17 protein-coding genes and 3 pseudogenes are annotated in these 20,953 nt (G+C 67.3%); 13 read left to right on the top strand and 7 right to left on the bottom strand.

Going from position 1 to position 20,953, the window contains the following annotated elements; all coding sequences use genetic code 11:
- Positions 1-18: 18 nt before the first annotated feature.
- Positions 19-630: a TetR/AcrR family transcriptional regulator gene (locus M2163_RS03800; protein ID WP_280854491.1), complete on the bottom strand. Its 612-nt coding sequence runs from the start codon at positions 628-630 to the stop codon at positions 19-21.
- A gap of 61 nt (positions 631-691) precedes the next feature.
- Positions 692-1,554 (bottom strand): annotated as a pseudogene (locus M2163_RS03795) (Zn-dependent oxidoreductase).
- 25 nt (positions 1,555-1,579) lie between these two features.
- On the opposite strand from M2163_RS03795, the pseudogene M2163_RS03790 reads away from it, so the two are divergent.
- Positions 1,580-1,983, top strand: a pseudogene (locus tag M2163_RS03790) (TetR family transcriptional regulator); the annotation flags it as partial.
- Positions 1,984-2,120: 137 nt separating this feature from the next.
- On the opposite strand, the gene M2163_RS03785 reads toward M2163_RS03790, so the two are convergent.
- The 4 genes from M2163_RS03785 to M2163_RS03770 form a co-directional block, all read right to left on the bottom strand.
- A complete protein-coding gene (locus tag M2163_RS03785; RefSeq protein ID WP_348540998.1) occupies positions 2,121-3,008 on the bottom strand; it encodes an NAD(P)H-binding protein in 888 nt (295 codons plus the stop codon).
- Positions 3,009-3,199: 191 nt separating this feature from the next.
- On the bottom strand, positions 3,200-3,826 hold the full coding sequence (locus M2163_RS03780; RefSeq protein ID WP_280854476.1) for a TetR/AcrR family transcriptional regulator: 627 nt from the start codon (positions 3,824-3,826) through the stop codon (positions 3,200-3,202).
- Between the two features lie 125 nt (positions 3,827-3,951).
- Positions 3,952-4,380 carry an organic hydroperoxide resistance protein gene (locus M2163_RS03775; RefSeq protein ID WP_280854492.1) on the bottom strand — a complete coding sequence of 143 codons (429 nt, stop codon included), beginning with the start codon at positions 4,378-4,380 and terminating at the stop codon, positions 3,952-3,954.
- Positions 4,381-4,725: 345 nt separating this feature from the next.
- A complete protein-coding gene (locus tag M2163_RS03770) occupies positions 4,726-5,352 on the bottom strand; it encodes a TetR/AcrR family transcriptional regulator (protein WP_280893095.1) in 627 nt (208 codons plus the stop codon).
- Positions 5,353-5,528: 176 nt separating this feature from the next.
- On the opposite strand from M2163_RS03770, the gene M2163_RS03765 reads away from it, so the two are divergent.
- From M2163_RS03765 to M2163_RS03755, 3 genes are all read left to right on the top strand, one after another.
- On the top strand, positions 5,529-6,506 hold the full coding sequence (locus tag M2163_RS03765) for an alpha/beta hydrolase (RefSeq protein WP_280893094.1): 978 nt from the start codon (positions 5,529-5,531) through the stop codon (positions 6,504-6,506).
- A 441-nt stretch (positions 6,507-6,947) separates the two neighbouring features.
- Positions 6,948-7,577 carry a TetR/AcrR family transcriptional regulator gene (locus M2163_RS03760; RefSeq protein ID WP_280893093.1) on the top strand — a complete coding sequence of 210 codons (630 nt, stop codon included), beginning with the start codon at positions 6,948-6,950 and terminating at the stop codon, positions 7,575-7,577.
- Between the two features lie 590 nt (positions 7,578-8,167).
- Positions 8,168-8,380, top strand: coding sequence for a hypothetical protein (locus tag M2163_RS03755; protein WP_280893092.1), 213 nt, complete (start codon positions 8,168-8,170; stop codon positions 8,378-8,380).
- 152 nt (positions 8,381-8,532) lie between these two features.
- Here M2163_RS03755 and M2163_RS03750 read toward each other — a convergent pair.
- A pseudogene (locus M2163_RS03750) lies at positions 8,533-8,824 on the bottom strand (transposase); the annotation flags it as partial.
- 345 nt (positions 8,825-9,169) lie between these two features.
- Between M2163_RS03750 and M2163_RS03745 the strand changes: the two are divergent.
- From M2163_RS03745 to M2163_RS03705, 9 genes are all read left to right on the top strand, one after another.
- The gene (locus M2163_RS03745) at positions 9,170-9,505 is read left to right on the top strand and encodes an MFS transporter (RefSeq protein ID WP_280893091.1); all 336 of its coding nucleotides are present in this window, start codon (positions 9,170-9,172) and stop codon (positions 9,503-9,505) included.
- A 10-nt stretch (positions 9,506-9,515) separates the two neighbouring features.
- On the top strand, positions 9,516-10,076 hold the full coding sequence (locus M2163_RS03740) for a cysteine hydrolase (RefSeq protein ID WP_280893090.1): 561 nt from the start codon (positions 9,516-9,518) through the stop codon (positions 10,074-10,076).
- 38 nt (positions 10,077-10,114) lie between these two features.
- A complete protein-coding gene (locus tag M2163_RS03735) occupies positions 10,115-10,897 on the top strand; it encodes an alpha/beta hydrolase (RefSeq protein ID WP_280854498.1) in 783 nt (260 codons plus the stop codon).
- A complete protein-coding gene (locus tag M2163_RS03730; protein WP_280854499.1) occupies positions 10,894-12,525 on the top strand; it encodes an FAD-dependent monooxygenase in 1,632 nt (543 codons plus the stop codon). Before M2163_RS03735 ends, M2163_RS03730 begins: the two co-directional genes overlap by 4 nt.
- A 20-nt stretch (positions 12,526-12,545) precedes the next feature.
- A complete protein-coding gene (locus M2163_RS03725) occupies positions 12,546-14,648 on the top strand; it encodes a hydantoinase/oxoprolinase family protein (protein WP_280854500.1) in 2,103 nt (700 codons plus the stop codon).
- Positions 14,649-14,659: 11 nt separating this feature from the next.
- On the top strand, positions 14,660-16,984 hold the full coding sequence (locus M2163_RS03720) for a hydantoinase B/oxoprolinase family protein (RefSeq protein WP_280854501.1): 2,325 nt from the start codon (positions 14,660-14,662) through the stop codon (positions 16,982-16,984).
- 22 nt (positions 16,985-17,006) lie between these two features.
- Complete coding sequence (locus tag M2163_RS03715; protein ID WP_280893089.1) at positions 17,007-18,446, top strand: aldehyde dehydrogenase; 1,440 nt, start codon at positions 17,007-17,009, stop codon at positions 18,444-18,446.
- 340 nt (positions 18,447-18,786) lie between these two features.
- Positions 18,787-19,344: a DUF308 domain-containing protein gene (locus M2163_RS03710; RefSeq protein WP_280854503.1), complete on the top strand. Its 558-nt coding sequence runs from the start codon at positions 18,787-18,789 to the stop codon at positions 19,342-19,344.
- A 1-nt stretch (position 19,345) separates the two neighbouring features.
- Positions 19,346-20,785, top strand: a complete 1,440-nt coding sequence (locus M2163_RS03705; protein WP_280854504.1) for an NAD(P)/FAD-dependent oxidoreductase — start codon at positions 19,346-19,348, stop codon at positions 20,783-20,785.
- Positions 20,786-20,953 lie beyond the last annotated feature (168 nt).

Below are 20,953 nucleotides of genomic sequence, written 5' to 3'. Positions count from 1 at the left end.
AGGGGAGCCGTGAAGGCTCTATGCCTGCGCGGGATCCGTGTCCGCCCGGCCGGGCAGCACGCGAAGTGCGTCGAGTGCTACAGCGGTGACTGCCGTACGACCGACCCCCGCCCGGCCGAGCAGCTCCATCCCCCGGATGACGGCGACGAAGTACATCGCCAGCGACCGCAGGTTCGCGTCCGCCGGGAGATCGCCGTTGCGCTGGGCGTCCTCAAGACAGTGTGCGTAGATCCCGGCGAGCTCCTCGATGCCGGCCCTGGTGACCGTCGAGAGCTGATCCTGCTCGCCGGTCGACTCGACGAGAGCACGCGTGGCGAGTGAGACCCGACTGTCGCCGCGGCTGAACTCGATCGCCATGCGCAGCATGTGGCCCCGGATCCGCTCCAGTGGGGACGCGTCACCGTGCTGGAGCGCTTCCGAGACGGCCCGCGCCGCCTCGTCGTGATCCTCCGAGAGTGCCCGCAGGAACAGCTCCCGCTTTCCGCCGAACGCGTTGTAAAGGCTCTGCTTCCCCAGCCCGGTCGCCCGCACCAGATCGTCGAGGGTCGTGGCGGCGAGGCCGTTCACGCCGAACACCTCGCTGGCACTGCTGATGACGTCACGTTCTACGAACTTACGGGGACGTGGCATGTGCCTCAGAATACGTTATTGACTGTATGGTCAAATAGTCATGTAGGAACAAGATCTACTTTCACAACAAGCCCCAGGCAGCCTGGTGCAAGGGGAACGTCGCAGCGATGACGAGTCGGATCTCGGCTTGGCGAGCCAGGGAGATGAGCCGGCGGAAGTGCGCGGGTCTGCATCGCGGATCCGTCCACCTGAGCGTCGTGCAGGTACAGACGGCGCACAACGCCTTCCGGGGCGGCGGAGCGGATCTGTTCAGCGATGTCCTGCACGTGGTCGAGGACCTCATGCGCGCGCTGGCCTTGCGCTCCGCAATCGATCTTCGGGCCGCTGCTGATGGCAAGCACCTTTGCGCCGCGTGCCCGGGCGATCTGAACTGCCGCGAGGCCGACTCCGCCGGATGCCCTTGAGATCAGGGCGGTCTCGCCCTTTCGCAGCCGGCCCCGCTCGATCATGCCGAGAGCTGTGCCATAGGCGGTCTGCGCGGCGAGTTGAGCGTTCGTGAGTGGTGAATCGGTCGCATCGTGGACGCGGTCCGTCCATGCGGTCACATATTCGGCGTAGCCGCCGTGACGTTCGCTGTCCATCAGGTCCACGGGGTTCGCGTCCGGCCCGGCGGTGTCGTAGATGGCGGGATCGATGAGTACGCGGTGGCCCCGGCCCCGACGGCCCCGACTCGGCCGGCCACGTCGGCGCCCTGGCTGCGGGGGAAGTCGATCGGGCCCTCCAGCCTGCCAGGACCTGCGGGTCTCCAGGGCGGCCGTAGGCGCCCTCGGGAGTACGGGTCGGTGTTGTTCAGGCGACTGTGTCGACTCGGACCAACGTCTCTCCGGCCTGCGGGGCGGGCACCGCCAGCTCTGTCATCTCAAGTACTTCTGGTCTGCCGTGCTTCGTGATCCGAACCGCCCGCATGGTCTTGGGCACACCCACGTGCTGAACTTCCCAGGGATGTTCGATGCGGGACGAACGGCGCATCACACCGGCCGGCCGACGCATCGTGTCGATCGCTGAAGAGCTGTTCTACAACCGTGGGATCACATCGGTCGGCGTGGGGGCCGAGCACTCGGGCGTTACCAAAAGTTAGGACTCCGTCGCGGCCGTCACCGCGCCCTTTCACGTGCAGGCGCTGGCCGAGCTTCCTGATCCCGCACATCCCGCGCACCGCATAGCGGCAGACCAACACTCTGGCTGTTGCGCTTGTTCGAGGAACTCGCGACCCATGCGGGCTGCCGTGACCCAGCCACCCTCGCCCCACGGCTCCTCGTGATGCACGAGGGCGCTCTCGCCATGCTTCCAGTTCCACTCGACACCGTTTTGCAGAGCACCGACCTCGCACGGCTCCTCGTACAAGCGGATGCTTCATCCCGTCCTTGGCAAGGCCTTGTACGGCGGGCAGCGAGCCGCCGGTCTCCGATGGGCGACGCATCCTGGCGATGCCGGGGCATGACGGTCCCTTGAAAACTGCGCAGGGCTGCGGCTCTGTGCGTTCTCTGTGGTCACTTCCCCAGAGCGGCGGCGGAGAGGAGCGAGGCGACAGCGCGGTCGAGAGGGACGGACGGGCGCCCAAGGACGTCCCGGAGGTCAGCGGTCTGCCGTTCCAGTCCGCCGGAGCGAATCTGGTCTTCGAGCCAGCCCTGAACACCGGGTGCGCGGTCGGGTCGATCCCGGATGACGACGGGTCTGCCGGAAATGCGACTGAGAGCGTCGGCGAGTTGGCCGTAGGTCCATAGGCTGCCGGTGAAGTCGTAGGCGCGACCGGAATGGCCGTCCTCGGTGAGGATGCGGGCTGCGGCCTCGGCGAGATCGCTGCGGAGAGCGGTGTTGAGACCGCGGCCACCGGTGCCGTCGATGAGGTGCCCCGAGCTGACGGCGGTGTGCAAGCCCTCGTTGAGAAAAGCCTCGCTGTAAAAAGGGTGCCGCAGCACGGTATGGGGTAGCCCGCTCTCGGCCAGGACGCGCTCGGTCACGTGGTGCGCCGCGGTCATGCCGTCGGCGTGGGTGTCGGCGCCCAGGAAGCTGGTGTAGACGATCGAGCCGACGTCGGCCAGGCCTGCGGCGTCGATGGCTGCCCGGTGCTGCTCGGCACGGCGGACGGAATTTAGTTCTGGAGAGGAGATCAGCAAGAGCCGGTCGGATCCCCTGAACGCGTCCTTGAGCGTTGTCGGCCTGTCGTAGTCACCGATGCGGACCTGGAGTCCGCGGGTGGCGAGATCCGCGGCCTTGTCGGGATCACGGACCGCCGCTACCACGCGTTCGGCGGGGCACCTCGCCACCAACTGATCGATGACCAGACGACCGAAAGCCCCCGAAGCGGCCGACACGGCAATCATCCACATCTTCCTCACCACGAGGCGGCTGCCGCGAACACGGCAGCCGGTGTCCACCCGGTCAGAACACCGGGGCTCACCATCTGTGAATAACCGGCCTGGCGTCAAAGGCTTTTAACGGATGCGGAGACGGGTCGGGCCCCGGTTGGACACCGGGGTGGACGCCCTCTGAGCTGCCGATCGTGCGCTCAACCACCCATGCCGCTTTAGCGTTACGCGGCGGGAGCGCCTGAACCCTTGCCGGATGGTCAGGGCTGTAGTGCGGGGGTGGTCGTCCTCTGGCTGAGTTCGGGGATGGTGCGGGCTTTGAGGATGCCTTCGACGCCGTGGAGGAAGGTGTCGGAGATGAGTTTGGGGTCGAAGAGGCAGCCGGCTGCCATGGCGCCGTCGCGCAGCATGACGAAGTGACGGCCGGCAGCCTCGGCCGTGGTCTCGCTGCTCTGTGCCAGCAGGTCGGTGACGGTGGTCAGGAACCATTGCCGGTGGGCCAGGACGGCCTGGTGGATCGGGTGGGCGGGATCGGAGTACTCGGCCGCCGCGTTGAGGAAGGCACAACCGCGAAAGCCGGGCGACTGGATGCCGTCGGTGATGGTCCGGGCCACGGCGCGGACCTGATCGTACGGTGACGGGCTGCTGGCCTGCGCGGCCGCCACCCGCTCCCGGATGCCCTGGTCGGCCTGCCCGAGGTAGGCCAGGATGAGGTCTTCCTTGCTCGCGAAGTGCCGGTACAACGTGGCCCGGGTCACCTGCGCTTCCGCGACGATCCGGTCGATACCGACGGAATGGATCCCCTCGGCGTAGAAGATCTGGGTTGCCGTGTTCAGCAGCCGCGTCCGCGCCTCAGACACAACGCCACCTTCCCTACTCCGACTCATACGATCACTTGGATTCCGACGGGATAGAACGTTCGATTTAAGCCATGGTACCGGATTGTACGGAGGAAGTGTGGTGTCCCGCTTGGACTGGGGAGACGGAGCCCAGCTCCCCCAGTCCGGCGGCGTCAACCTACCGTGACGTCGAGGGTCACCGGCACGTTGCCGCGGGTCGCGTTGGAGTACGGGCACATCGCGTGGGCAGCCTCGACCAGCTTGTCCGCAGTCTCCTGCTCCACGTCGGACAGTTCGATATGCAGGGCGGCGTTCAGGCCGAATCCACCCTCCGGCGTCTTCTCGACCCCCACCTCGACAACGACAGCAGAATTGGAGATCTGCGTCTTCTGCTGGGCCGCTACTGCCTTGAGCGCTGAGTGAAAGCAAGAAGCCCAGCCCGCAGCGAACAGCTGCTCGGGATTGGTCGCGCCGCCGGGGCCGCCCATCTCCTTCGGGATAGCCAACGTGACGTCGAGCAGGCCGTCGTTGGTCTGCGCCCGGCCTCCCGCCCTGCCGTCACCAGTGGACGTGGCAATGCCTCGGTAAATAGTGTCGCTCACTTTGCTCTCCTGTTTCAGTAAGTGGCCTGGTTGAGATGCCGCAGTCGCGTCCGCAGTCGTCGCTGTGGCGATTTCCCGACTGACGAGGCTGAGGTAGAACGTTCTGTCTCTCCATCAGTGTGCCCTCTGTGTGGGCTGCTGTCAAGACAGAACGTTCTGTTCTAGTTGCGTGTTACAAGTGTCGACGTGGAGCGCTGTCGCGGAGGCGTCCTCGTGGTTCCGCCACGAACACCGGACGGTGGCCGCTCGATCTGCCGGCCACCGCGGCGCCCGCCCTGTTCCTTCATGTCGATGTTCGTTCCGGTCCCCGCGTCACGGGAGCCAGTAGGGCAACGGACTCGGCGATCACAGTCCGGAAGCGGACATCCTGTCCGGCTCTGCGTAGGGGGTTGCGGCGTGAGCCCGCAGGAGAACGTCGACCCCGCGCAGAAACGTCTCGCACACGATTGAAGGGTCGAACAGGCAGCCGGCGGCCGTAGCCCCATCCCGCATCATCACGAAATGATGAGCGGCGGCTTCGGCAGGAGCTTCCCGCACCTTGGCAAGCAACTGCCCAACCGTCTCGAGGAACCACTGGCGGTGAGCGAGTACGGCCAGGTGAACTGGATGGTCAGGGTCGGGATACTCGGCGACGGCGTTGAGGAACGCGCAGCCTCGAAAGCCGGGTACTTGGATTTTCTGGGCGATGGACCTGCTGAGGTTTCGCAGGGTGTCCGCTGCCGGCAGATCGGCAGCGGCAGCCGCCTCCGCCTGCCGGCGTTCGGTTTGATGCGCCTCGTCCAGGTAAGCGAGCACGAGGTCTTCTTTGCTGGGGAAGTGCCGGTAGAAAGTCGCCCGAGTCACCTGTGCTTCGGTGACGATGCGATCAACCCCGACGGAGTGGATTCCTTCCTCGTAGAAGATCCGACAAGCCGTGCTGAGCAGTCGGGACCGAGCGTCAGAGGGTCGGCCGGTGGGATTACTACGCACCATGTCTCAGTCCTAGCAGATAGAACGTTCGGTCTTGACGGGCAAAGTTACGGCTGCCATGCTAGCGATGCAGAACGTTCTATCTAGAAGAAAGGATGTTCGGTGGTGCGTCAAGTGCGCGGAGTGCGGACGACGTGCTGTGGAGGGCTGACGGACGATCGATCAACCGGGGAGAACCAGTGCAGTTCGATGCTGCGAGCCACGACAAGAAGGGCGGCTTGAGCAACAGCGGAGCCGGGCGCCGAGTCGTCACGGGGCGGGGCCACAGCTCCACGAACGGGACCCTTGAGTCCCTGGACCTGGGAGGCGGCCGTGTCCTCGAGTATGCGGTACGAGGAGAAGAGGACGGCCCGGTCGTGCTCTTTCACCATGGCATGCCAGGCTCTGCCGTTCCGGTCGGCTCCTTCTTCCACTCGGCCACGGAACGGGGATACCGCATCGTCACCTACTCACGTCCAGGCTACGGTGCGTCAACCTCGATGCCGGGGCGCACGCTCGCCGATACAGCCGAGGTGAGTCATGTCCTGATGGACCATCTGGGCGTTGACCGCTACGTCGTTGCGGGGTGGTCCTCGGGCGGACCGCACGCGATGGCCACCGGTGCGGCAGATCCCCAGCGTGTGTCGGGCGTTCTCCTGCTGGGCTCGTTCGCTCCGTACGACGCCGACGGCCTCAATTTCGTCGGCGACATGGGGTTGATGAACATCATTCAGTTCAGGGCCCTGGCGCGGGGCGACGAGGCGCAGCGCACGGTCATCTCTCAGATGGCCGCTGCCATACGGGAGGGGAACCCTGCTGAGGTCGCGTCTGCGATGGCGAGTCTGCTGCCGACAGCGGACGCCATGCTGCTCAATGGCACCTACGGCGTGGAAAGCGCTGTGAACATGCACCATGGACTGGCTGACGGGTACGCCGGATGGTTTGAGGACCTGCATGCGCTGACGGCACCATGGGGGTTCGATCCGGCTGGCATCACCGCCCCCATTGAGCTGTGGCATGGCGCGATGGACCGCATGGTGCCGGTCGCCCATGGGGCCTGGCTTGCCGCCCATCTGCCGACCGTTCGCGCTCACATTGAGAACAAGGACGGGCACATATCGATCGCCGTTGGAAGTCTGGGAGAAAAGCTCGACCAACTCGTGGCGAGGATGGGCTGACTGCTCTCTGCCCGCGGAGGCTGACGGCCAACTGCGCAGAGGGACATCAGGGGCAGAACGATGCCTCCCGGGCCCTGGGCGACCCGCATTTTGTGTGTACGTCGGCGTCGTCCAGCCAGTGGTTCCAGTGAGGGCTTCGTCCTGTTAACCGGCAACATGCGTGGCCCGCTCGAAGGCACCTTGCCCCCTGGCCGAGTACTACAGGTTGTTCACTGCCTCCCGAGCCCGTGCGCGGAGTCCAGTCGTTGGGTGGCTTAACGGCGCGGAGGGGCACGGGTCTGGTGCGAGCGCTCCAGCTGTACCGGGCGGTTCTCGAGTGCGCCGGACGTGCCCTTTGATCGGGGTGTCGCAGTCGCCGGCGAAGGCCATGGTCGAGAGGTGAACGTGTCCAGCGCCGGGTCCCCCGGTGGGCGACAGGTGTTGGGATCTATGATGGCCCACATGGCGAGGGAATCAGGTTCGGCGTCGGCTGGTGCCGGCTTGAGCAGTCGCGAGGTCATCTTGAACGCGGCTCGCTCGCTCATCGGTGAGAAGGGCTACGACGGCATGGCCATCTCGGACCTGTCGTCGAAATCAGGACTTCCACCCAGTTCGATCTACTATCACTTCGGCAACAAATTCGGTGTCCTGGCGGCGCTCCTCGAACGCACCTTTGAGGAACTGCACGCCTTGTTCCCCAACCCGTCCTCGTTCGACGGGTTGGCGCCGCTGGAGCGCCTGGAGGCGTGGTTCTCGGCGGCTTGCAGCTCTCTCGACCGGCGGCCGGACTATCTGCGTCTCCTGGTCGCCATCAGCGTCGGCCCGCACAAGGATGTCGAAGCGGTTCAGCGGATCGTGCGTCGCATCCGCGACTATGCCTACAAGTCCTGGGTGGAAGCCCTCACTCCGATTTTCGCCTCGGACGGTGATGAGGACGCCAAGGTTCTCGTCGACGAGTTGGCGGTCCTCGGACGAGCCATGACGGACGGCTTTTCGGTGATGAACAGCTTCGACAACTCGCCCTACAGCTCCCAAGTCGGCCCATTCGTTTCGTTGATCCGCGGGCTGGCAGCACAACGCGGCCTGGCGTAGCGGTCCAACCAATCCCTGGCGGGGTGCTGTTTGCGCGTCCCTGCGCGCCCGCAGATTGGCCCGCACGTGGCGCCGGCGCATCGAGCGCTCACGCACCGGGTGTCGGCTGAGGCGGTTCCGCCCAGGGCAAGCACGCCGCCGCGCAGGCTTGTGCGGGTGTGCGGCGTTGTCGATCGCCGGGGCGGCTCCACTGCTCTTGATCCCTCCATCAAAAAGGCGTCCAAGCGTTGACTGGACGCGGGATCCATGCTTTATTTCACAAATATAGAACGTTCTGTCTCGGCTGATGGCAGGTTCGCGGTACGATCTGTACCGAGCGCTCTATACAAGGGAAGCGTGGAGACCCCTATGCTGCTCTGTGCTCGGCCCCCGGGCCCCTTTGTCCCCGCTCGAGCCACCAGACTTCGAGCGGCTGGGAAGCTGCCTGGCAGGCTGTCGACCTGCCGTGAACGAAAAGACTCGGCTGCGCTGCGATGACATCCGAACGACACAGACTGCAATCCACGCAGTATCGGGCCGTAGGCCGACGCAGACCGAGGAACGCCCGCCCATGTCCGCCCCCTTGCCGCATGTCCCGCAGGAGACACGCTATGACTTATTGGGCTGTCACCATTCCGACGCTCACTGCTGAAGGAACTTCCGGCGTTCATGTCTTCATCGTCACCGCCGACCGCCCCGACGTGGCCCGCGGTCGCGCGCTGGCCAAGGCGGACATGCCCACATCCAAGCGACATCGCCGCAACGCGGCCTTGCATCCCGCGTCCCTGACTGTTGCCGAGATAACGCCCCGATGGGGGATGTGACCGCGCACGATCCGCCGCCGGCGCTGGAGCCCGTCTCCTGTAATGGCCCATGCGGCTGATCAATTGTGAATCGTGGACAGCATGCCGGTCCCAAGTCAGCGACGGCACGCCGGTCGCGGACTTGGGACCGAAGCGTGACCAATGGCAGCCGTTCAGGCCCGGAGCCAGAGCCGGATCGCGGCGGTGGTGCCGTGGAAGACGTAGGCGCGTTTGTCGTAGCGAGTGGCGCTGCCCCGTGATTCTCGAGTCGGTTGATCGTCCGTTCGGTGTCGTTGCGGTGCTTGCAATCTCTGGGTCGAGGCCGGTGGCTCGGCCGCCGTCGGTGCCTTGCGATTGCGGTTGGCCCGTTGGTCCTTCGGCTGGGGGAACGGTGTACCTGATCTGACGTTTTCGCAGTGAGAGGCGGTTTCGCCGCGAGCTGTACTCCTTGTCGCCACCGACATGGTGGCCACGCCCCAGGCGACGGCCGGCCAGTCGGCGTCGCCCCGGCCGGCACGCCGGATCCGGTCCCACGTGCCGTCCGCCGACCAGCGGCGGTGCCGTTTCCGTAGACCAGCCTTCGGTGATCGCATGCGCCGCACCGGTGACTATGGGTCCATCAGCAGCGAATTCCCCTGGTAAACGGACAAGCGCACCCACAATCGTGTCGCGCATGTAGCCAAGGCGTATCCGACGCCGTAGAGTGAACGCTACATACAGACCACGGAGCGTCTCGCGTCCTGCGCGCGCCCAGCGCTGGTTCAGCTCTCACGAGGGCCAATCGAACGTCGCAAAGAAGCGAGGTTTCCCTTGAACGTCCTGAAGCAGGTCAAAGACGCGCCGATGAGCCGCGCCCAGGTCAGGGCGGTCGCGTTGTGTCTCGTGATCATGGCCATAGGCGGGCTTTTCCTGGCCCCCTTCGCCGATCGCATCGGGCGCCGTCGGCTCAGCCTTCGCTGTCCGGCCCTGGCGTCGCTGGGCATGCTCGCCGCGTCCATCTCTCAGAAGTTCGGTCAGCTCCTCGCCAGCCGACTGATCACTGGTGCGGCCGTGGGAGCGATGGCCGCAAGCCTGCCGGTCCTGACCTGCGAGTCCGCGCGTCCCCGCGGGGCTCCGCGACTGACCTCAACACTCTCGACGGCGTAGCGGCCGAAGCATGACGTTGCCCTTCCACAATCCCCAGCCGTTCGAGCCCCAGGAGGTCCACATGAGCATTTCGCCCTTCGATGTGGGCCGTACCGGGCTGCTCGACATCGACATGCGGAACGATTTCGTGGAGGGTGCGCCGCTGGAGTCTCCGGAGGGACGGCGCTTGATCCCCGCCGTCCAGAAGGTGCCGGAGGCAGCCCGCGTCGACGGTGAGCGCGAGGTGGAGATCCATCCCAGTCTCGCGCCGCGTCCGGGTGAGCCCGTCATCAAGAAGCGTCGCTTCAACTCCCTCCACGACCTGGAGATCATCCTGCGGGGCCTCGGCGTCGAAACCGGGTTCCTCACCGGCATGACGACCGAGTGCTGCGTACTCGGAGCCGCTCGCGGCGCCCTGGAACGCGGATTCCGCTCCGTGGTGATCTCGGACGGCTGCGCGTCCTGTGACTGTCCAGACCTCGGAACAGGCCCCAGGTCTGCCGAGAAGATGCACATGCCCGCATTGCGGGTGATGTCCCTGACCTCGTCGCAGTTAGCCGATACGCACGAGTCCCTTGCTCGACTGCCGTGACAAAAGACCCGACGTACGATCCAGTGAGGAGGCTGCACGTGTCGGCCACATCAGAGGACGCCACCCGTACAGGCGACAGTCCTGTTCTGGTTCTGCTCCACGGAGGAGGGCCGGGCGTCGACGCCGAGAGCAACTGGGCCGGTGTGCGATCCCGGCTCTCGGGTGAGTTCTTCTGCCTGGCCCCGGATCTCCTGGGATTCGGCACGCAGATCGCCGGCTCCGCCGGGATCGAGGGACCGCGCGCCTGGGCGCGGGCCCGAGCGCAGCGGATCTTGGACATCCTTGATCGCCTTGGCCTGGAACGTGTGCATCTCCTGGGCAACTCGGCCGCAGGCGGAGCCGCGGCCCTGGCGCTGCTGTCCATGGCGCCTGACCGCGTCGACCGCGCGGTCGTCATGGGGGGAGCGGGAACGGGACCGCTGCCCCGGGTCGTTCCCTTCTACGAAGACCCGACCAGGAGTTCCATGCGAGCCACCCTGGCTCGGCTGGTCGCCGACGAGAGCATGCACGCCGAGCTCCTGGACGAGCTCGCTGACATCCGGTTGCGGCAGGCTCTGCGCCCTGGGGCGGAGTCGGCGTTCCGCTCGATGTTCGCCGACGTCGAGGACGGTCTTCCTCCCGTCGACCTTACGAAGATCGTCAGTCCGGTCCTTGCTCTGCACGGGGCCCGCGACCGGGTCTCACCGGTCGAGGTCTCCGAGCGCCTCGTCGATGCCCTGCCCAACGCCCGCCTGCAGGTGGTCGCGGGGGCAGGGCACTGGATCCACGTCGACCGGCCGGATGAGTTCTGCAGCCTGGTAGGAGAGTTTCTGAGCGCATGACGAAGTCAACCAGCAACGAAAAGAACCAAGTTGAGGTCCTGGTCGTCGGCGCCGGCCCCGCCGGACTGACTCTCGCCATTGACCTGGCCCGTCGCGGCGTGAGGTGTCACGTCGTGGAGGCGACCGAGGAACGGGGCGTCAATCCCCGATGCAATACCACGTCCGCGCGGTCGATGGAGATCTTCCGCCGGCTCGGGCTCGCCGACGACATCCGGCGGGCCGGGCTGCCCGAGGACTACCCCACCTCGATTCACTACCGGACGACCGTGAGCGGTGAGGAAATCTTCCGCATCGACCTGCCCTCGTCCCGCGACGTACTGGCCGGCGTGGGCAAGGAGGACTGGCCCACGCCGGAGCCGCAGCACCGGATCTCCCAGCTCTACCTCGAGCCCATGCTGGAAGAGCACGCGCGCCGGCTTCCCGGCCTCACCCTTGAGCGTGGCACTCGCCTGGTCGAGTTCGAGCAGTACGACGATCACGTCGAGGCGGTGGTGGAGACCTCCGGGGAGCGTCGCAGCCTGCGCTGTGCGTACGTGGTCGGTTGCGACGGTGCCCACAGCACCGTGCGGCGTCAGCTGGGTATCCGCTACGAGGGTGTCGACGCGATCCAGAAGTTTGTGTCGACGTTCTTCCGATCGCCCGAATTCGGGCGGCTGGCCGCACAGGACCGGGCGTGGACGTACTGGACCTATGGGCGTCAGATCGCTTCGCTGATCGCCATTGACGGTGACGCGCTGTGGCTCAACCACGTCGCCTTCGCGCCGGACCACGACACCGAGAGCGAGGACCCGCAAGAGCTTCTGCGAGAGGCGGTGGGGGGTCCGGTCGAGCACGAGGTGCTGGGCGTGGTCCGCTGGACCGGGCGCCGACTTGTCGCCCAGCGGTATCGGACCGGCAGGGTGTTTCTGGCCGGGGATGCCGCCCACATCTGGATCCCCGTCGGGGGATTCGGCATGAATGCTGGGATCCAGGACGCGGCGACATTGGGCTGGATGCTGGCGGCGGTCCAGCACGGGTGGGCCTCACCGGAGGTGCTGGACGCCTATGAGCAGGAGCGCAAGCCGGTCGGTGAGCAGTTCGCCGGCGCGGTGGGGTCGGCGGCGAACCGGGCATTCGCGGAGTTTTCGCCCGACATCCACCTGTCCGGTCCCAAGGGTGAGCAGGCTCGTTCCGAGTTCGCCGACCGGCTCGCTGTCTCGGAGCCTCATCGGTACTCGCCCGACGGCTTCAGCTTCGGCTACCACTACGCGGGCTCCCCGCTGGTGATCGGCGGCCAGGACCAGGAGGCGATCTCCATGGGCGGCTACATGGAACGAGCACAGCCCGGATTCCGGCTGCCACACGTCTGGCTCGACGACAGCCGATCCGTGCTCGACGTGCTCGGCCCCGACTTCACCCTCCTACGGACAGACCCCAGCGTCAGTGTGACGTCCTGGACCTCGGCGGCCGCCGACCTCGGCATCCCCCTGGCCGTCGTCGACCTGCCCGCACGGTGGCCTGACCGCTATCCCACCGAGCTGTTGCTCGTGCGCCCAGACCAACACGTGGCCTGGATGGGTGGGGCGGACGCTCGTCCCGACGAGTTCCTGCAGACAGTCACCGGGCGGATCGCCGCCTACCAGCGGTAGAGATCAACAGGAGAAAGTACATGTCATACGCACTGGGCATCGACGTCGGCGGAACGTTCACCGACGCGGTCGCCTCCGACGGTGCCGGCCGGATCGTGTCCGCCAAGACGCCGACGACACCGCCGCACCGCGAGGTCGGTGTCATGCGCGCGATCGAGGACATCGCGGGCGAGTTGGGCATCGGGGTCGGTGAACTGCTCTCGCAGACCGACTACATCGCCCACGGCACGACCGCCTCGATCAACGCCCTGGTCCAGGGTCAGGTGGCCGATGTGGGGCTCATCGCCACGAAGGGGCACCGTGACGCGATCTACATCATGAACGCCGAAGGCCGCACGCTCGGCCGGTCGGCCCATGAGATCCAGGACACGCTCCGGCAGCGGAAGCCCACGCCGCTGATCCCGAAGTACCGGGCGCTCGAAGTCACGGAGCGGATCGACCATGCGGGCAAGGTCCTGGTCCCTCTCGACGAGGACGAGGTGCGCGGTGTCGCGCGGTCCCTCGTGGACCAGGGCGTCGAGGCGATCGCGGTCTGCCTGCTGTGGTCGTTCAAGAACGGTGCGCATGAACAACGCGTCCGCGAACTGATCCACGAGATCGCCCCGGACATGTACGTCACTCTTTCGTCCGAGGTCAGCCCGCGCATCCGCGAATTCGCGAGGACCTCCACGACGATCATGAATGCCCAGGTCGGCCCGCGCCTGCGCACCTATCTCCTCCCCCTGCAGAAGCAGTTGGAGGAGGGCGGTCTCAAGGGGCCCCTGCTGGTCATGCAGAGCGAGGGCGGCACCATCACCGCCGACCGCGCGCCAGAACACGCCATCACCACGATCGGTTCCGTGCTGTCCGGTGGCGTCATCGGCGGCATGCGCCTGGCCGAACAACTGGGGCACCGCAACGTCATCACGACCGACGTCGGCGGCACCACCTTCCTCGCCGGACTCATCGTCGACGGAGAACCGGTCATGGCACCGGGCTCCATCGTGAACCAGTTCCCGATCAACGCGGCGACCATCCGCGTGCACACCATCGGCTCGGGCGGCGGGGCACTGGCCTCGGTGGACGCCGGCGGGAACCTGCGCCTGGGTCCGCAGAGCGCCGAGGCCGTCCCCGGCCCCGCTTGCTACGGCAACGGCGGCACCCGCCCCACGAACACCGACGCGAACCTGGTCCTCGGCATTCTCAGCCCGCACGGCCTGCTCGGCGGCCGGAAGCCGCTGCGGATGGACCTGGCGCGAGAAGCGATCCGCGAGCACGTGGCCGAGCCGCTCGGCCTCACCGTCGAAGAAGCCGCCATCGCCATTCACGAGGTGCAGAACGCTCAGGCGGGCGACCTTCTGCGCAGGGCCGTCGTCCAAGCCGGGTACGACCCCCGCGACTTCGTCGCCTACGCCTTCGGCGGTGCCGGCCCCGCCCACTGTGCCGGTTACTGCCAGGACCTGGGTGTCAGCGAGGTCGTCGTGCCCCTCGGGCCCGTCGCCTCCGCCTTCTCGGCCTACGGACTCGCGGCCTCGGACATCATCATGAGCGCCGAGCTGTCCGACCCGTCCTCCTTCCCGGTCGACCACACGGTGCTCGAATCCCACTACGCCCGCCTGGAAGCCGATCTGCAGCGCGCGCTCGACCGGCAGAAGGTCAAGTTCCAGGACGTCACGCTGCAGCGCGAGATCGACCTGCGGTACTCGATGCAGGTCACCGAGCTGTCCACGGCCGTACCGGACACCGAGTTCACCGAGCACACCGGTGCCGAGATCCTTGAGCGCTTCGAGGAGCAGTACGAGCGGATCAACGGCAGTGGCGCCGGCTACCGCGAGGCCGGAGTACAGGCGATCACCTACCGCGTGCGGGCCAAGGCCAGTCTCGGCTTTCCCGTTACGTTGCCGACCGCGTCCGAGGCCGACAGCCCCGACCCGGCCGAGGCCCTCATCGCGGAACGCCACGTCTGCCTCGACTCGCAGATCGGCTACGTACCCACCCCCGTCTACGACTATGCCCGCCTGCGGGCAGGCCACGAGCTTGTCGGTCCGGCCATCGTCGACGTCCCGACCACGGTGGTCGTGGTCCCCGCCGGGGTCACCGGCCGAGTCGACCACCTCGGCAACCTCGTTCTGCGTTACCAGTGAGGACAGCTTCCATGACATCGAAGATCCCCGGGGCCGACGAGTTCACCAGCCGCCCCCTGCCCCGCGAGGAACTGCTCCGGCAGATCTCGCCCACCCTGCCACTGCATCAGATCGACGCCGATACGGCCGAGCAGGTCGACGCCCTGACCTACGAGGTGGTGCGGCACCGGCTGTGGGCCATCACCCAGGAGATGGGCGAGACCCTGCGCCGTATGTCGGGCTCACACGTCGTCACCGAGTCCAACGACTTCAACTTCTCCATCTGTGACGAGCTCGGCGAGCAGGTCCAGGTCGGGGCCTACAACGTAGGTCTCATCGGGTCCATGGACCTGGCCATCGTCTGGACACTGCGCAACCGCAGCGACAACCCGGGCATCGAAGAGGGCGACATGTTCCTCTGCAACGACCCGTGGATCGGCGGTGGACTGCACCAGAACGACGCCGCGATCCTGGCGCCGATCTTCCACGACGGCAAGCTGTTCGGCTGGACGACGGCCATCGCCCACCAGGTCGACCTCGGCGGGCCGCGGCCGGGTTCGTTCAGCCCGTCGGCCCAGGACGTGTTCGGCGAAGCCGTCCCCACGCCGCCGATCAAGGTCGTGCGCGGCGGAGTGCTGCAACGCGACGTCGCCGAGGCATGGGTGCGCAGGTCACGCCTTCCCCATCTGGTGGGTCTCGATCTGCGCGCCAAGATCGCGGCGAACAAGAACGCCGCCGAGCAGATCCTGCGTCTCATCACCAAGTACGGTGCCGACACCGTCAAGGCCGTGATGCGCCGGATGATGGACGACGCCGAACGCCGGCTGCGTGCCAAGCTCGACAATCTGCCCGACGGGACGTGGAGCGCCGTCGGTTACCAGGAGCAGTCGCAGACCGGTGATCGGGGCATGCACGCCATCAAGGTCACCATGACCAAGGAAGCCGACCGGCTCGTCTTCGACTTCCGCGGAACAGCTGAACAGACCGGCATCATCAACTGCCCTTATCCGGGTCTGCGGGCCGGGATCGTCTTCACGATGCTGCCCCTCCTGGCGGGCGACATCCCGTGGGCAGCGGGCGGGTTGATGCGCTGCTTCGAGATCATCACCGACGAGAACACCATCACCAACGCGTCGTTCCCGGCGGCCGTGGGCAAGGGGCCCTTCGGACCGGCCTGGGGGGCGGGCAACCTCGTCGCCGAGGTGCTGGCCAAGATGCTGGACGCCGAACCCGACCACCGCAGCGACGTGCAGTCCATCTGCAACGGCACCACCGACCTCTGCGTGGTCTCGGGCGTCGACGTCCGCGGCGGTGGCACCAAGGGCTTCGTGTCCCCCGTCTTCGACGTGATGGCCGGCGGCTACGGGGCCCAGGTGCACCACGACGGCGTCGACACCGGCGGCCGGCTCATCATTCCCTCGGCTCGGGCACCTGACGTGGAGATGACCGAGTACCTCTACCCTCTCGTCGCCCTGTGGCGGCGGGAGCAGACCGACTCGGGCGGCCCGGGCCGGCAGCGGGGCGGGATGAGCGGCTCGGTCTGCTACGTGCAGCACCCGGATCAGACCGGATCGATGTCGCTGGTCGTCTCGGGAACCGGCAAGGTCGCGAACCAGAACGTCGGACTGGCCGGCGGGTACCCGGGCAACTCGCAGCTCGACCTGGTGGTGCGGGGCATCGACGTACCCCAGCTGGCCGGAGCGACGGTGATCCCCGCCGACCTGGACAAGCTCGGCGGGGAGATCGAGGTGCTGCCCTGCGAAGGGGAGTCCACCCTCGGCGCCGGCGACGCGCTCTATCTGCACTGGCAGGCCGGAGGCGGATACGGCGACCCGCTGCTGCGTCCGGTCGACAGTGTCCGTGAGGACGTCCTCCAGGTGCGGGTGTCTGCGGACGCCGCGCGGGACGTTTACGGCGTCGTGCTGCGCGAGGACGGTGAAGTGGACACGACGGCGACCGACGAGACCCGCCGGAAGCTGCGGCACCGCCGTGCCGCGGGTGTCGGAGTGTCCGATGCCCGGCTCGCGCCGATCGGCATCCACGACCTGAGCGAGGCACGCCGGCTCGACGACAACCTCGCCGTCGTGGACTCGTCCGACGGCGGGACGGTGGTGTGCGTCCACTGCACCACCGAGATCGGCCCGCTGGCCGAGGGCGCGTACATCGCGTCCCTGCCCCGTCTCGACTCGGCACCGACAGAAGCCGGCCCGCACATCTGGCACGACCCGTCGGAGTACGTCGACGCGGAGGTCGTCTTCCGCCAGCTGTTCTGCCCCGGTTGCCTGACCGCGGTCAACTCCCGCGTCGTACCCGTCGACCACCCCCTGCCGGCCGACCACTACAAGGGCTGGGCGTAGGCCACCCGATGAAGGAGACACCATGAATCCGCACCACGATGCGCTCTTCATCGGGGGCCAGTGGGTGGTACCAGCGTCCGATGCGCGGATCACGGTCCTCGGAGCGAGCACCGAGGACGTCCTCGGCAGCGTTCCGGAGGGCACGGAGAAGGACATGGACGCGGCCGTAGCCGCCGCCCGGGCCGCCTTCGACGATCCCGACGGATGGGCCAGGTGGGAGCCGGCGCGGCGGGCTGACGCCCTTTACCGTCTCGCCGACGCGCTTGAGCGGCGCGCCGAGGACGTCACGCGCATTGTCAGCGCCCAGAACGGGATGACGATCGGGCTCTCCCAGCAGGTCGAGGGCGCCCTTCCGGCCATCCTGCTGCGCTACTACGCCGACCTCGTCCGGGATGACCAGGGCGAGACCGTGCGCGACGGAATGCTCGGTACGCCGGTCCATGTCCGCCGGGAACCACTCGGCGTGGTGGCGGCGATCGTGCCCTGGAACGCTCCCCAGCTGCTGTCGGCGACGAAGTACGCGCCCGGTCTGGCCGCCGGATGCACGTTCGTGCTCAAGCCGTCTCCGGAGACCGTGCTGGACGCGGTTCTCTTCGCGGAGGCCGTGGAGGAGGCGGGCCTGCCGCCGGGTGTCGTCAACGTGGTTCCGGCCGGCCGCGAAGTCGGCGCCTACCTCGTCTCCCATCCCGACATCGACAAGGTGGCCTTCACCGGCTCCACTGCTGCGGGCCGGCGGATCGCCGCGACCTGCGGCACCCTCCTGCGTCCGGTCACGCTGGAGCTGGGGGGCAAGTCGGCGGCCGTCATCCTCGACGACGTCGACCTCGGCGCGGCGATGTCCGAACCGTTCGTCCAGGCGACGCTGCTGGCGAACGGCCAGGCGTGCTTCGCCAGCACCCGCATCCTGGCGCCGCGAAGCCGGTACGACGAGGTCGTCGACGCGGTGGCCTCCCTCGTGGGCGGGTTGACTGTCGGCGATCCCCTGGACCCCACGACGCAGGTCGGTCCGATGGCGAGCGCCCGCCAGCGTGACCGGGTGGAGGGATACATCGAGAAGGGCAGGGCGGAAGGCGCCCGGCTCGTCGTGGGCGGCTCGCGTCCGACCCTCGACAAGGGCTACTACGTCACGCCGACCGTGTTCGCGGACGTCGACAACGCGCAGGTCATCGCCCGTGAGGAGATCTTCGGTCCGGTGCTGACCGTCATCCCCTACACCGACGAGGACGACGCCGTGCGCATCGCGAACGACTCGGAGTACGGCCTCGGCGGCACGGTATGGACGAGCGACGACGAGCGCGCCATGCGCGTCGCCCGTCGTATGCACACCGGGACGGTCGGGCTGAATCACTACACGGTCGACCCGGCGGCGCCGTTCGGCGGGGTCAAGGCGAGCGGACTGGGCCGGGAGTTCGGGCCGGAGGCGCTGCTTAACTACCAGCAGGTGAAGTCGATTTACCGGTGATGACGGTGGGTCGGCTGCGGCGGCGGTGGGTCGGCTGCGGCTCCTTCCGAAGTGTGCTGTTGTCCCAGAAAGGCCCGGGCCCTCGTCTGCCGCAGTCGTCCTGCAGCCGGCGCGGGCCAGGTCATGGGGCTTGGTTCGGCCCTCCTCAGAGTGAAACTAAAGATAGGTAGAACGTTCGGTCTTGACAGGTTGCGGCAAAGTCGTCATGCTAGATGCAGATAGAACGTTCGGTCTTACTTCCGGAGGTTCTAGCGGCCCTTCCAGGGCCGTTGTCTGGAGCAAGCCGGACGTGCCTGCTGAATCGCACCTTCGACTTCGCCGCAACCTCGAAAGGATCATCGTGACCACCGTTGACACTCCCGCAGCCGTAGGCATCGCGCCTGCTTTGCGCCAGCTGTACTTCGTGCGGTTCGCATTCGCCATCGTCTGGGCGGTTCTGGTGTTCGCCACCAATTCCGAGCTCGGAGCCCTGGGCATCGCCCTGGTCGTCATCTACCCGCTCTTCGATGTCGCCGCGGCGGTCTGGGACGCTCGCACGTCCGGCGACAACTCACAGGTTCGCAGCCTGCAGGTCAACATGGCCATCAGTCTCATCGCCGCCGTGGGCCTGGCCATCGCCAGTGCCTCCGGCGTTCCGGCGGTCCTGCGTGTGTGGGGCGCCTGGGCGATCGTTTCCGGAATCGTGCAGCTGATCGTGGCCGTCCGGCGCCGCACGATGGGCGGCCAGTGGCCGATGATCCTCAGTGGCGGCATCTCCGTGCTGGCAGGCGGGAATTTCGTCGCGAGCGCCTCGGGGACGGACCCGAAGCTCAGCGGCGTGGCCGGCTACGCCGTTCTCGGCGGCATCTTCTTCCTCGTCTCTGCGCTGCGTCTCGGCCGCGCCAGCAAGGAGGTCTGACATGACCACCAACACGTACGACGTCGTCATCATCGGCGCGGGCCCGGTCGGGGAGAACGTCGCTGACCGGGTGGTGCAGGGCGGTCTGAGCGCGGCCATCGTCGAGCGGGAACTGGTCGGGGGCGAGTGCTCGTACTGGGCCTGCATGCCGACCAAGGCACTGCTGCGCAGTGGGGCGGCGCTCCGTGCGGCGCGACAGGTGCCGGGTGCACGTGAGGCAGTGACGGGTGACCTGGATGTCGCCGCCGTGCTCGAACGCCGCGATTCCTTTGCCTCGAACTGGGAGGACGACGGACAGGCGTCCTGGCTCGAGTCGGTGGGTGTGCCGCTGTACCGCGGACACGGTCGGATCAGCTCCGCCCGGGTCGTCGAGGTGACCGGCAAGGATGGCTCCACGACCACGCTGACTGCGCGGCACGCGGTCGTCGTCGCGACCGGAAGCGGCGCGCTGGTCCCGGATGTGGAAGGGCTGCGCCAGGCACAGCCCTGGACGAGCCGGGAAGCGGTTGTGACGCGGGAGGTCCCGCGTCGCCTCGCCATCATCGGCGGCGGCGTGGTGGCATCGGAGATGGCGACCGCGTTCGCCGGTCTGGGCGCCTCGGTGACGATGCTGGCGCGTGACGGAGTGCTGCCGCTGGCCGAACCGTTCGCCGGCGAGCACGTCGTCGAGTCGCTGCGCGAGAGCGGTGTGTCGGTCCGCCTCGGAGCCGAGGCCGCATCCGTGAAGCGAGCCGACGACGGAACTGTGTCCATCACGCTCACCACTGGTGAGCAGGTGGAGGCCGATGAACTGCTCGTCGCGATCGGCCGTACGCCCAATACGCAGGACATCGGCCTGGACACTGTCGGTCTGAAGCCCGGTGCCTGGCTCACCGTCGATGACACCATGCGGGTTGTCGCCGAGGACGGCGCAGTGTTCGACGACGGATGGCTGTACGCGGCCGGCGACGTCAACCGGCGCGTGCTGCTGACTCATCAGGGCAAGTACCAGGCCCGCGCCGTGGGCGACGTCATCGTGGCCCGGGCGAAGAACGCGACAGTCGAGCAGGGCCGGTGGGGCCGGCACGTGGCCACGTCGGACGAGCGCGCGGTCCCGCAGGTGGTCTTCACCGAACCGGAGCTCGCGTCGGTCGGTCTGACCGCCGCCGCTGCCGAGGCTGCCGGGCTGCGGATCCGGGTCGTCGACTACGACCTGGCCGCCACCGCCGGCTCCTCCCTCCAGGCCGAGGGATACCGCGGTCAGGCCAGGATGGTCGTCGACGAGGACCGAAAGGTGATCGTCGGCTTCACGCTCGTCGGCCCGGACGTCGCGGAAATGCTGCACGCGGCGACGATCGCGGTGGTCGGGGAAGTGCCGCTCGACCGGCTGTGGCACGCGGTTCCGGCATTCCCCACGGTCAGCGAGGTGTGGCTGCGGCTGCTGGAAGCCTACGGCCGCTGACGCCAGACCTGGTGTCTCGTCCCGTCGGACAGCGACGGGACGAGACACCAGCGAACCCCCTGTCTCCCCGCAGGGGGTTTTCGCATGTGCGCCTCTCGACCGGTTGCCGGAGGGGGCGTCGCGTCGCCGTCTCGGGATGAATCCCATACGCGCGGTGTGCTCGAAAAC

This window comes from Streptomyces sp. SAI-135, from assembly GCF_029893805.1.
GTDB lineage: Bacteria > Actinomycetota > Actinomycetes > Streptomycetales > Streptomycetaceae > Streptomyces.
Note: the sequence above shows the minus strand (reverse complement) of the source record. Positions and strands in the feature narration are given on the sequence as shown.